Origin of the sequence: Caballeronia grimmiae (genome assembly GCF_022879615.1) — a bacterium.
Lineage (GTDB): Bacteria > Pseudomonadota > Gammaproteobacteria > Burkholderiales > Burkholderiaceae > Caballeronia > Caballeronia grimmiae.
The window spans coordinates 144029-156388 of sequence record NZ_CP084273.1; the positions used below are offsets into that span (position 1 = coordinate 144029).

At 63.5% G+C, this 12360-nt stretch carries 11 protein-coding genes; all 11 read right to left on the bottom strand.

The features are described from left to right. Window positions 1-18: 18 nt before the first annotated feature. Window positions 19-417: an RT0821/Lpp0805 family surface protein gene (locus tag LDZ21_RS19965; RefSeq protein WP_244796428.1), complete on the bottom strand. Its 399-nt coding sequence runs from the start codon at window positions 415-417 to the stop codon at window positions 19-21. 13 nt (window positions 418-430) lie between these two features. Then, the gene (locus tag LDZ21_RS19970) at window positions 431-934 is read right to left on the bottom strand and encodes a hypothetical protein (protein ID WP_244796429.1); all 504 of its coding nucleotides are present in this window, start codon (window positions 932-934) and stop codon (window positions 431-433) included. Continuing rightward, window positions 931-1518, bottom strand: a complete 588-nt coding sequence (locus LDZ21_RS19975; RefSeq protein WP_244796676.1) for a hypothetical protein — start codon at window positions 1516-1518, stop codon at window positions 931-933. Before LDZ21_RS19975 ends, LDZ21_RS19970 begins: the two co-directional genes overlap by 4 nt. Before the next feature lie 38 nt (window positions 1519-1556). Further along, the gene (locus tag LDZ21_RS19980; protein ID WP_244796430.1) at window positions 1557-2030 is read right to left on the bottom strand and encodes a glycine zipper domain-containing protein; all 474 of its coding nucleotides are present in this window, start codon (window positions 2028-2030) and stop codon (window positions 1557-1559) included. 18 nt (window positions 2031-2048) lie between these two features. Continuing rightward, complete coding sequence (locus tag LDZ21_RS19985; RefSeq protein WP_342346300.1) at window positions 2049-2978, bottom strand: DUF2950 family protein; 930 nt, start codon at window positions 2976-2978, stop codon at window positions 2049-2051. 57 nt (window positions 2979-3035) lie between these two features. Next, window positions 3036-4031: a 2-hydroxyacid dehydrogenase gene (locus tag LDZ21_RS19990; RefSeq protein WP_244796432.1), complete on the bottom strand. Its 996-nt coding sequence runs from the start codon at window positions 4029-4031 to the stop codon at window positions 3036-3038. Between the two features lie 37 nt (window positions 4032-4068). Further along, window positions 4069-5658, bottom strand: coding sequence for an aspartate:alanine exchanger family transporter (locus LDZ21_RS19995; RefSeq protein ID WP_244796433.1), 1590 nt, complete (start codon window positions 5656-5658; stop codon window positions 4069-4071). Window positions 5659-5745: 87 nt separating this feature from the next. Then, window positions 5746-7839, bottom strand: a complete 2094-nt coding sequence (glgX, locus tag LDZ21_RS20000; protein WP_244796434.1) for a glycogen debranching protein GlgX — start codon at window positions 7837-7839, stop codon at window positions 5746-5748. Further along, window positions 7832-10333, bottom strand: a complete 2502-nt coding sequence (locus tag LDZ21_RS20005; RefSeq protein WP_244796435.1) for a glycogen/starch/alpha-glucan phosphorylase — start codon at window positions 10331-10333, stop codon at window positions 7832-7834. Before LDZ21_RS20005 ends, glgX begins: the two co-directional genes overlap by 8 nt. Before the next feature lie 154 nt (window positions 10334-10487). After that, the gene (locus LDZ21_RS20010) at window positions 10488-11390 is read right to left on the bottom strand and encodes an SMP-30/gluconolactonase/LRE family protein (RefSeq protein WP_244796436.1); all 903 of its coding nucleotides are present in this window, start codon (window positions 11388-11390) and stop codon (window positions 10488-10490) included. Window positions 11391-11413: 23 nt separating this feature from the next. Continuing rightward, the gene (locus tag LDZ21_RS20015; RefSeq protein WP_244796437.1) at window positions 11414-12355 is read right to left on the bottom strand and encodes a 3-hydroxyacyl-CoA dehydrogenase; all 942 of its coding nucleotides are present in this window, start codon (window positions 12353-12355) and stop codon (window positions 11414-11416) included. Window positions 12356-12360 lie beyond the last annotated feature (5 nt).

Below are 12360 nucleotides of genomic sequence, written 5' to 3' on the forward strand. Positions count from 1 at the left end.
CTTCGACGCCGCGCCCGGCTACTTCTTCTTGATGCGCCACTCGCCGCCGGCGGTCTTGCAGGCCGTCGGCGTCCAGCTTTGCGTCTGTCCTTTCGCGACGGCCACGAGCGTCACCTGACGGCATCGCTCGCCGCCGTTCGATGCCGTATCGCGAGGCGTCACCGTCCCTTCGACATGCACCGGATTGCCCGTACCCTCGTTGCTCCACTTCATCGTTTCGCCATCCTTGTTCGATTCGAGCGCGCGTTGCGCAGCGCGATTCAATGCTTGCCGGTCAGGCGGCTTCATGTAGCTGACCGGCGTGTCCTTCAGGAAGTTGAGGTTATTGGCCAAGACGCTCGCGCACGGCAGCGCGAGCGCGGCGCACAGGATGCATCGCCTGAGACGGCACGACGAAACGCGGGATGGTGCACTCATCGTTGCGGTCCTCTCATAACACGTTCCGCTGGCTCGGATCGTAGCGGGGATCGGGCTGCTTCTGCGTCTGCCGGAGCACGCCCTGCGGGTCGAAATAGAAATGGAACAGCAGATGGTCGATGTTGTTCTCCACATACCGGTACGACCACACTTCGCGATCCATCCGCTTGAAATACGACGTCTCGAACGGGCGGCCGAAATGCGTCAGCACGTCGTCGCGCGTCCACTTGCCGATTTCAGCGCGATAGAACTCGTTGTCCTGAAGCACTTGCCGCACACTCAGGACTTTGCCCGATGCGTCGACGTCGACGGCCGTAGTGGTCGAACCCATCGGCTGAGTCGGCCACATCAGGCGCTTGCCGCCGCCGGGCAGATCGTAGCTTTCCTTCGGCGGGCCCAGACGCGCGACGATCGCCTGCTGATCCATGCCGGCATCGACGCGCGCCTCCTGCTGCGCACAACCGGCGAAGGCCAGCACGGCGCACGCGATTGCAACGCCCCTTGCGTTGCGTTTCATTGGGTGTTCGCCGGTTCGACGGAAATGGCCAGCGCCTCTGTAAAGACCGCCTTCACCTGGTTACCCTTCTTGACCTGCTTCAGGCGATCGGGGTCCTCGACGAGCAGATTCACCGTCTCGCCGCGCGGCCCGCGCAGCGTCACCGTTTTCGAATTGCGATCGACCGCGATCACGTCGGCGATGATCGTCACCTCGCGGCCGATCTCGCCGCCCGGCTTCGCGCCCTTCGGCGCACGCGCTTCGATATCCTTTTCGGTGCGCGAGAGCGCGGTCTTCGCATCGACGAGGCTCAAAGTCAGCGATTCGCGATACTGCGTGGTAACGATGTCGCCGATCTTGAGCTGGTCGAAGTTGCGCGCTTCCTGCGTCACTTCGAGTTCCAGCACCTTGCCCGCCTTGGTCTTGAGCGTGACCGTGCGGGTGGCCGGGTCGATGCCGACGATCGTTGCCGTCACTTTCGCGACGCCCTGCACCGATGCGCTATCCGGTCCTCTCACGATGCTCATGTCCGTTTCGGGTTCGGCGGACAGGACGCTTGCGGAAACCGCAAGGCATGACAGCAAAAGCAGGCTCATGCGCTTCATCATCTCCCTCCTTCGAAATCGCTCGTGACGGTTCGACGTTACTGGATCGAGTAGCCGCGCCCTTGCATGCACGCCGCCCACGCCCGGTAATAGGTGGACATCGCGCCCTGACTCTGCGCCTGTGCATTGGCCTGCTGTTCGCGCCGGTTCTGCCGCGCGCGCGCACCGCCCGCCATCGTGCCGGCTGTTGCGCCGATGGCCGCGCCCTTGCCCGCATCGCCCGCGATCGCGCCGATCACCGCGCCGCCCGCAGCGCCACGCGCCGCACCGCCGACGCGCTCGCCGCCGCCGACAGCCGGTCCGCTTTGCGGCGGCGGCGCCGTCGATGCGGTCGCCGGATCGATGCCCGTGTTGCTTTTAGCCCAGCTATAGCAGGCGCCGTCGTCCGCCTGCTGCTTTTGCGCGCTCTGCCCTTTCGACGGATAAGCGATCGGCTTGCCTTGCGCCATGACGTCGAGCGTCAGGGCGGCGATCACGATGGCACAGCTCGCTCGCAATGTCTTTGCGTTCATGTGGCAACTCCTTCCAAGTCATGGGTCCTGCACGCGCGTCCACGATGCATCCGGATCGAATTCCGTCAGCGGCGGCGCAGATGCGCCCCGGTTCTTCTGATACACCACCCCGTTGTTGTTGACAATGAAAGTCATCACGCCGCTTTCGCCGTATTGCGCCGGAGACGCGGCCATCGCAAAGCCGGCCCGCATGCGGCCATTGATGAGATAGCTGAATGCGCCGCCCGGGGCGTTTTTTCCCTGTTTCGTCAGGATTCGGAAGTGATATCCGTGATAAGCGTCGCCAGCTTTTCGATCCTTGAAATGTTGCGAGCTGGCGGCAATCAGCGGCCCGAACGGACTGGGTTCCTCGCCGCGTGCTGGGTCGGCGGGCCAGTAGAGCCCGTCCTGCTTGCCGGGCGAACTGCCCAGCTTGCGCGCGTACTGCAGCACGCCGTCGCCCACGCGGTCGCGCGTCGCGTACTCGCGCTGCGCATCGAGATTGGCGCGCAGTACTCGATGGGGCCGACGAGTTTGTCCACCTGCGCGGACGACAACGTGGCAGGCTCCGCGCCGCTCGCCGCCGGAGCCTGCGCATGAGCGGCCGTCTCGCAGACGAGCGTCCACGCGATGATGAACGCAATGAGGTATGTCGCATCGTCGTCCAGCTTGCGAGCCTGTCATGGCGGGGACACGGCCTGGTGGTTGCATTGCCGGCGCGTTTCGACGCCATGACGTCGTGCCGCAGGCTTGCCGCCTGCAAGGCGCGCCCTCGTGCGTTGCGCGGGCGCGGCCGGCAAGCGGTGAAAACGCCGGCATTGCGCTATCGGGCCGCTTGCTTGAGCGTCTTCGAATGCCCTTCTCGCCGCGGCCCTCTTGTCCTGTCCATTGCCGGCCGCCGCTTGCGATCTGCCCGACCTGAGCGATTAAGCGCCTCATGCGACGAGTCGACTCATCGCGCGCTCCCATGCACTTTGAAGATATGCAAACGCCGTTGCGTTTTCAAGCGTCGCGGGCGTCGGGTTGTCAGCTCGCTTTTACTTCGTTCTCCAAGGGTTCATTCTTCTCGAAGGCGGTCACGCTTTGCAGCGTCGTCTCGCAGATGGTCGTCAGCGCTTCGCGCGTCAGATACGCCTGATGCCCCGTCACGATCACATTCGGAAACGAGACTAGACGCTGCATCACATCGTCCTGAATGATCTCGTTCGACAGGTCGCGGAAGAAAAGACTGCTTTCCTGCTCGTACACGTCGATGGCGAGCCCGCCCAACTGGCCGCTCTTCAGCGCCTCGATGACGGCTTCGGTGTCGATCAGCGCGCCACGGCTCGTGTTGATGAGCAGCGCGCCGGGCTTCGAGCGCCTGAGCATGTCCGCGTTGATGATGTGATGCGTCTCGGGCGTCAAGGGGCAATGCAATGAAACGATGTCCGATTTCGAGCCGATCTCGCCGGGCTTCGCATACCGCCCGCCCAGCGCCTCAAATTCCGCTGAATGATACGGGTCGTACCCGATCACGTCGCAGCCGAAGCCGATCATGATCTGCGCGAACACGCAGCCGATTTTCCCGGTGCCGACCACCGCCACCGTCTTGCCGAACAGATCGAAGCCGATGAGGCCATCGAGCGAGAAGTTGGAATCGCGCGTGCGGTTGTAGGCGCGATGCACCTTGCGGTTGATCGCGAGCAGCAACGCCACGGCGAACTCCGCGACCGAATTCGGCGAGTACGTGACGACGCGCACCACCTTGATGCCGAGCCGCGCCGCCGCCTCGAGATCCACGTTGTTGAAGCCGGTGCAGCGCAGCGCGAGCAGCCGCGTGCCGCCACGGTGCAGCGCTTCGAGCGTCGGCGCGTCGGCCTTGTCGTTGACAAAGATGCAGACCGCGCCGAAGCCGGCGGCGAGCCCGACGGTGTCGAGACCGAGTTGAACGTCGAGGTAGCGCAACGTGTGTTGCTCGGCCTTGTTCGCCTCGTCGAGAAACTTGCGCTCGTAAGGGGTCGAACTGAAAATCGCGACTTGCATGATGCCCTCCCTAAGAGATGTGGCCGACGCCTGGCGGCTAGCCGCTTGCGAGCGATATGGCGATCTGCACGAACAGCACTTTGACGATGGTCATCGACGGGAAAATCATCGCGTACATGATGTCGGGCTGTTCCGTCGGCGCGATGCGATTGGCGAACGCAAGGATGGCCGGATTCCCCGTCGCGCCGCAGATGACGCCCACGGTCGTATCGAACGGCAGCTTGAATATCCACAGGCAGCATGCAGCGGTGACGCCTACAAGCACGATCAGCGTGATCGCGCCGTAGAGCAGCAGCAGCGGGCCGGCGGTGCCGACCGTCGCGATGAACTTCGGCCCGCACGAGATGCCGACCTGCGCGAGAAAGATCGTGAGCCCGAGGTTGCGCAGCACGAGATTCGCGGAAAGCGGCATGACCCACACGAACGGGCCGTTGCGCCGCAGCTTGCCGAGGCAAAGCGCGAGCAGAAGCAGCGCCGCGAGCCCCAGACTGAATGCGCCGAGGCCCGGCACGGGCAGCGGCAGCGCGCCGATCAGCAGGCCCGCCGCCGCGCCGATGCCCAGGCAGATGAAGCTGAGATCCGCCGTGCTCTTGATCGAATCGCCGAAGAACGCGCGAATGGTCGCCTGATGCGCGCGATTGACGAGCAGGCCGACGCGATCGCCCGCTTCGATCACGAGATCGGGCGTCGATAGCAGATCGGCGTCGCCGCGCCGCACGTGAGCGACCGCGCACTTCACGCCATCGGGAAAGCGGAGATTGCCGAGCGTCATGCCGACGACCGCCGGATTCGATGCGAACACGCGCATATAGTCGAGGTCCTCGCGACGGCTCGTCAGCCGCCCCGGCTGCAATTCGCCGCATAGCGCGGTGGCCTGTTCGAGCAGGCCGCGATCGGTGCCGGTGACGAGCAGCACATCGTCGGAACGGAGGATGAAGTCGTCGGCCGGCAACTGGTTGTGATGCTCGCGCCGCACCGCCGCGATCGACACGCCGGCAGGCAGGCGCGTCGTGAGTTCGGCCAGCGTGAGGCCGAAGAAGCTCTCGTTTCTCAACGCGATCTCCGCCGTTTCGAGCAGTTTCGCGGGCGGCTTCTCAATCTTCACTTTGAGGAGGACGTTCAGCGCGTACAGCAACAGAATCGGACCGGCGACGCCGAACGGGTACGCGACGCTATACGCGACGGCCGGGTCGTTGCTTTTCATCGATGCAATCGCAACTTGCAGACTGGCCGTGCTGGTGCCGCTGCCGGCGAACATGCCGAGTGCATCGGCGAACCGGATGCCGAGCGGAATGAACGCGCACGACACGAGGCCCGCGATGATCACGCCGACGCACGCGGCGGCGTTCGCTTTCGCGCCCTCGCGGCTCGTGAGACCTTTGAAGAATTGCGCGCCGTACTGAATGCCGATGCCATACAGGAACAACAGCAGCCCGAGCGTGCCGAGCAAGGCCGGAGGCGCGGACTTCGGCGCGAACGCGCCCACGGCGAGCCCGACGAACAGCACCGCACCGGAGCCGAGCGCGACGCCCTTGATGTTGATCTCGCCGATCAGATAGCCGAGCGCGATGGTCAAAAACAACGCGAACAACGACTGATTCTCGAGAAACGTTCTGACTGCGTCCATGCGGCCTCCTGTCGATACGCAGCGTCGCACCGTCGCCATACCTAGGACATTAAAGACGCTCGGCCGGGCGCAGTCCAGGGCGATGCATCAGCCGCGCCGGTGCGATTCGAGCACCACCACGCTGCGGGCGTCGAGCCGGATCGAACTTCGCGTGTCCGCCGATGTTTCGGTTGGCGAAACAATATCGCGCGGAGGATCGGCGGCCGTATCGACGATGCAGCGCCAGCAAAGACCATCTATATCAGGAAGCGCGGCCGTGCGGGCATCGTCGTTCATGTTGAACGCGATATGCAGCATCGCTTCGTCCGCTACCGTCCCTGCCAGCGTGAAAGCGACGAAACGTGCATCGGGATCGTGCCAGGCAGGCTCGTTGAGCCGCTCGCCGTGCCATGCGACATCGGCGTGATCCTGTCCGGCTGCCGGACGCCCTGTCAGGAAGGTGCGGCGCCGCAGGCTCGGATGACGCTTGCGCAGCGCGATCAGTTCGCGCACGAAACGGAGCATCGCGCGGCCATCGTCCGTGAAGTCCCAGTTCAGCCAGGAGAGTTCGTTGTCCTGGCAGAACGCGTTGTTGTTGCCGCGCTGGCTGCGCAGGCATTCATCGCCGGCGAGGATCATCGGCACGCCCTGACTCAGCAGCAGAATCGCCATGAAGTTGCGCGCCTGACGATTGCGCATGCGCGTGACTGCCGCATCGTCCGTGTCGCCTTCGACGCCGCAATTCCACGAGAAGTTGTCGTTCGTGCCGTCGCGGTTGTCTTCGCCATTCGCCTCGTTGTGCTTCGCCTCATACGTCACGAGATCGCGCAGCGTGAAGCCGTCGTGACTCGTCACGAAGTTGATGCTGCTCGCGGGCAGGCGGCCATCGTGCTGATAGAGATCGGCGCTTCCCGACATGCACGTACATACTTGTCCGATGAGACCCGCATCGCCGCGCACGAAACGGCGGATCACATCGCGATAGCGCCCGTTCCATTCCGCCCACGCCATGCCGGGAAACGCGCCCACGTGATACAGCCCCGCCGCATCCCATGCCTCGGCGATCAACGGCACGCGCGCAAGCACCGGCGACGCTTCCATCGCCCACGGCAAAGGCGGCGTGCCGAGCAGCTCGCCGTGTTCGCCGCGCGTGAAGATGCTGGCGAGATCGAAGCGAAAGCCATCGACGCCGAGTTCGCGCACCCAATATTCGAGGCTTCGAAGAATGAACGCCGTCACCAGCGGATGATTGCAGTTGACCGTGTTGCCGCAGCCGGTGAAGTCGCGGTAATGGCGTGGATCGGCACGGTCCTTCAGATAGAAGATATCGTTCGCCAGCGCCTTGAAGTTGATGACCGGTCCCGCGAGCCCCGCTTCCGACGTGTGATTGAACACGACGTCCAGCAGCACGCGAATGCCCGCCGCATGCAGCGCATCGACGAGCGCGCGGAACTCTTGCGGCGCGCGATGCGGTTCGACGCAATAGCGCGGATGCGGGCTATGAAAGCTATGCGTGCTGTAGCCCCAAAAGTTGCACAACCCTCTTTCGGCAGCGGACGCAGGCACGTCCTGTTCGTCGAAGGCCATGACCGGCAGCAGTTCCACGTGCGTAACGCCGAGCGCCTGCAAATAAGGAATCTTTTCGACGAGTCCCGCAAATGTTCCCGGCTGCGCGACGCCGCTCGATGCATGCCGCGTGAAGCCGCCGACGTGCAGTTCGTAGATGATGGCGTCATCGAGCGTTCGCACGTCGGCGCTTGCAGGCGCGTTGATCGGCTCGGTGACGATGGCCCGCATCGACGCACGATCGTCCCCCGCCGCATCGGCGGCCTGCTGGCGGTCATAGAAACGGTCGCTGACCGCACGCGCGTTCGGATCGAGCAGTTGCTTGCGGCTCGCGGCTTCGTCGTCCATTTGCGGCAAACCGCGCGGGCCATGCGCGCGCCACGTATAGCAAGAATGAGCCGGCAGCCCCTCGATGAAAACGTGCCAGTAATAGAACGTGCGGTTCTCTTCCGGCACGAGCGTGACGATTTGAAACGGCTCCATGCTTTCGACCGAAGCAAAGAGCAGCAAGTCAACCTGCGTCGCGTACCGGCAGAACACGCAGAAGTTGACGCCGCCCGGCATCGCCGTCGCGCCCGGAGGAAAGCGCGAGCCGGGCTGTGTGCGATACGCCCGGCTCGCGTCCGCATCACGCATGAGCAAGGTCGATCCTCACGGCGCGCGCTTCCCAGATGCGCTCGCAATATTCCTGGATGGCGCGATCGGATGAGAACTTGCCCGAGCGCGCCGTATTGATGATCGACATGCGCGTCCACTGCCGCACGTCGCGCCATGCTTCACTCACGCGCTCCTGGCACGCGGCGTAATCCGCGAAATCGGCGAGCACGAGGAACGGATCGTGATGCAGCAGGTTGTCGAGCAGCGGGCGGAACATGTCCGTATCGCCGCGCGAGAAGCGTCCTTGCGCGATCTGCTCCAGCGCGTCGCGCAGCTCGTCGTTCGCTTCGACATACTGCTGCGGGCGATAGCCTGCGCGCTTGCTGTCCTCGACCTGTTGCGCCGTCAGTCCGAAGAGGAAGAAGTTTTCCGGCCCGGCTTCCTCGCGAATCTCGACGTTCGCGCCGTCCAGCGTGCCAATGGTCAGCGCGCCGCTCATCATGAACTTCATGTTGCCCGTACCGGATGCTTCCTTGCCCGCCGTCGATATCTGCTCCGACAAATCCGCGGCCGGATAGATCCAGTGACCGTTCTTCACGTTGAAGTCCGGATAGAACACGACCTTGATGCGGCCACGCGTCGCCGGATCATGGTTGACCACTTCCGCCACGCCCGTAATCAGACGGATGATGAGCTTGGCCATTGCGTATCCCGGCGCGGCCTTTCCTCCGAAGATGAAGCAGCGCGGCGCGGTCACGAGATCGGGATTGCGGCAGAGCCGTCGATAGAGCGCGATGATGTAAAGCGCATTAAGATGCTGCCGCTTGTACTCATGGATGCGCTTCACCTGAACGTCGAACAGCATGTCCGGATCGACGTCGATGCCGACCGTCTTCTGGATGCGCAATGCGAGCGCGGCCTTGTTGTCGCGCCGGATCGCACGCCATGCTTCGTGAAAGGCCGGGTCGTCGGCGTGGGCGGCAAGCGCGCCGAGACGCGAAAGGTCGCTTCTCCACTCGTCGCCGATCGTCTTGTCCAGCAGTTGCGCGAGACCGGGATTGCTCAACATCACGAAGCGGCGCGGGGTAACGCCATTGGTCACATTAAGAAAGCGCTCCGGGAACATCTCAGCGAAGTCGCGCATCACCGTCTGCTTCAGCAGTTCGGAATGCAGTTCGGCCACGCCGTTGACCGCGTGACTGCCGACCGTCGCGAGATGCGCCATGCGTACCTTCTTGCCGCCGGTCTCGTCGATTAGCGACATCCGGGCGACGCGTTCCTCATCGCCGGGGAACGCGCGGCGCACGTCTTCGAGGAAGCGGCGATTGATCTCATAGATGATTTCCAGCAGCCGCGGCGACTGGCTATTGAACAGCGGCAAGCTCCATGTTTCGAGCGCTTGGGGCAGGAGCGTGTGATTCGTGTACGCAAAGGTCCGCTGCGTGATGGACCATGCCGCATCCCATGAAAGCTCGCGCACGTCGATGAGAAGGCGCATGAGTTCAGCGACGGCAATCGACGGATGCGTATCGTTGAGCTGCACCGCAAAGTGCTCCGCGAAATCCTCGATCGGCGTCCCGGTGATATCCATCAGGCGCAGCATGTCCTGCAGCGAGCACGACACGAAGAAGTACTGCTGCGCAAGACGCAGGCGCTTGCCGATTTCCGGTTCGTCGTTCGGATAAAGCACCTTCGAGAGCGTCTCCGAGTGAACCTTTTCGTGAACGGCCTCGTAGTATTCGCCTGCATTGAAGTCCTCGAAGTCGAAGGACTCGACCGCCTCGCTTTTCCACAGGCGCAGGAGATTGCAGGTATCGACGCGAAAGCCCTGCATCGGCATGTCGCATGCGACGCCCTTCACCTGCCGCGCCGGAATCCAGCGCACGCGCAGATGTCCGCTGGCATCGGCCGCGTGCTCGGTGTGCCCGCCAAAGCCGACGTAGTAGCACACTTCAGGACGTATGATCTCCCACGCGTTGCCTTTCTCGAGCCACTTGTCGGTGCGTTCGACTTGCCAGCCATCGCGGATTTCCTGATCGAAGATGCCGAACTCGTAGCGAATGCCGTAGCCGATCGCGGGAATCTGGAGCGAGGCGAGCGAATCCAGATAACACGCGGCGAGCCGTCCAAGGCCGCCGTTGCCGAGTCCCGGCTCTTCCTCGACTGCCAATAGCTCGTCGAGATCGAGCCCGAGCGCGAACATCGCTTTACGGGCGTCGTCTTCGATACCGAGATTCAGCAGGTTATTGCCGAGCTGAGGACCGATCAGGAACTCGGCCGATAAATAGCACGCGACTTTCACGCCCTGAATCGAGTACGTTCTGGCCGATGCGACCCAGCGCGCCAGCATGCGATCGCGAACGGTGTAGGCGAGTGCGAGATACCAGTCGTGCGCGCTGGCGATATCCGGATAGCGGCCCTGCCGGGAGATGAGATTGCGGATCACGTCGTCCAGCAACGCGGCGCCTTTGGTGACGGCTTCCGCTGTCGTGTTCGCATCGGCGCGCACGTGTGTTGCAAGGTCATCGGCCATGATCGGTTCCTCGCGGTTGGCTCTTGTCCCTCAGAAAGAATATGCCAACCTCTTTGGATTACCAATCAACGCACGAAATCACGCGACAGGCGCGTTGTTGACGTAAGTGAAATAGCGGCGGCGCGACCCGCCGCTATCGAAACGCGTGCCGATGTCAACCGGCGAAGCGCGGCTCCGGCAAACCTCTTACGCCTAAGCCCGTCACCGCAAACAATCCGCCCTTGTCGCGTTCTTTCTGCGGAATGCCCCACATCGGGCGGCCCATCGTCGTAACATAGAGCGTGTCGAGATTCGGCCCGCCGAACATCACGCTCGTGAGATTGCGCACCGGAAACGGCACCACGCGATCGAGCGTGCCATCCGGCGCAAAGCGCACGATGCGCCCGCCAAACACGAGCGCCGACCAGATGAATCCTTCCTCGTCGACGGTCGCGCCATCGAAGGTGCCCGCCATGTTCTGCGCCGATACGAAGAGACGCCGGTTGGTCGCCGCGCCCGTTTCGATGTCGTAGTCGTAGGCGTACATCTCCTTGCTATAGGTATCGGTGAAATAAAGCGTGCGGTTATCGGGGCTCCAGCACGGCCCGTTCGAGCAACTGATGCCGCTGTCGAGCCGCGTGACCTTGCCGTTCGTGTCGAGCCGGTACAGTCCGCCGCTGCGTGTCGAGCGTTGGCCGCGATCGGCATCGTAGCGGTCGAAGTCGTAGGCCATGGTGCCCGCAATGAAGCGGCCCTGGCGATCCACCTTGCCGTCGTTAAAGCGCGTTTCGGGATCGTCGGCCTCGGGATCGGCGATGAACTCGACGGTCTGCGATTCGAAGTCGTAAAAATGCAGCCCGTTTGCGAGTGCGACGACCGCGCCGCCCTTTTCGCGCAGGGCCATCGAACCGATGTGACGCGGCACGAAAAATCGCTCGACATCGCTGCCGTCCGCGCGGCATCGGTAGATTTCCGCAGCCGTGCTGTCGATCCAGTAGAGCCGTTCTTCCCGCACGTCCCACAGCGGGCCTTCGCCCAGATGATTGTTCGCGTCCACGAGCAAGCGCACTTCGGCCATCGTCGTCTCCTTGAGCTTAGGGTTCAGTCCTGGTCTTTCAGCGACCGCCGATGCGCGAGCAACGCCATCAGCCGGCGGTCCCGCCAGCGGCTGCGCTCTTCGATGCGCTCCCGGTCGAGCACCGCGCGGCGTTCGGCATCGAGCCGCGCGAGCGTTTCGTCCGACCAGTGGAATGGCACGCGCGTCCCGGCGATGCTGCGATACGTGCCGCCATAGCGCGATGCATAATCGGCGACGCCGCCGGGCGCGTTCAGGTCGATGGTTTCGAACGGACCCATGAACGACCAGCGCATCGCGAGGCCATCGCGCATCACGGTGTCCAGGTCGGCGGCGCTCGCATAGCCCTGTTCATAGAGACTCAAGGCTTCATCGAGCACCGCGCCTTGCAGGCGGTTCAGCAGGAAGCCCGAAATCTCGCGGTTCACCAACACCGGCTTCTGTCCCGCTTCCTCGTACAGCGCGCGCGCACGTTCGAGCGCTTCCGGCGCGGTCCACGGCGCGCCGCACAATTCGACGAGCGGCACGAGCGACGGCGGATTGACGGGATGCGCAACAAGGCAACGCGCACGCCCTTCCAGCCCTTCGGTAAAAGTCGATGCCGGCAGGCCCGATGTCGAACTCGCGAGCAGCGCATCGGGCTTCGTGAGGCGATCCAGCTCCGCGAACAGCGCACGCTTCGCTTCGACCACTTCCGCGATGTTCTCCTGCACGAGGTCGGCGTCCGCGACTGTTTCGGCGAGCGTGTCGCACGTCGAGATGCGCGCGACGATCGTATCGACAGGTTCGTCGACGAGACCGAACGACGCTAGGTCTTCGACGCTCTCGCGTATCGCTGGAATGGCGCCCGTCAGCATGTCTTTCGATGCGTCGTGGATCTTCACCGTAAAGCCGTTGCGCGCAAACACGATGGCCCACGCGCGGCCGATGCGCCCCGACCCGATGACCGCGATGTGTCTTCCTTGCATTCGAT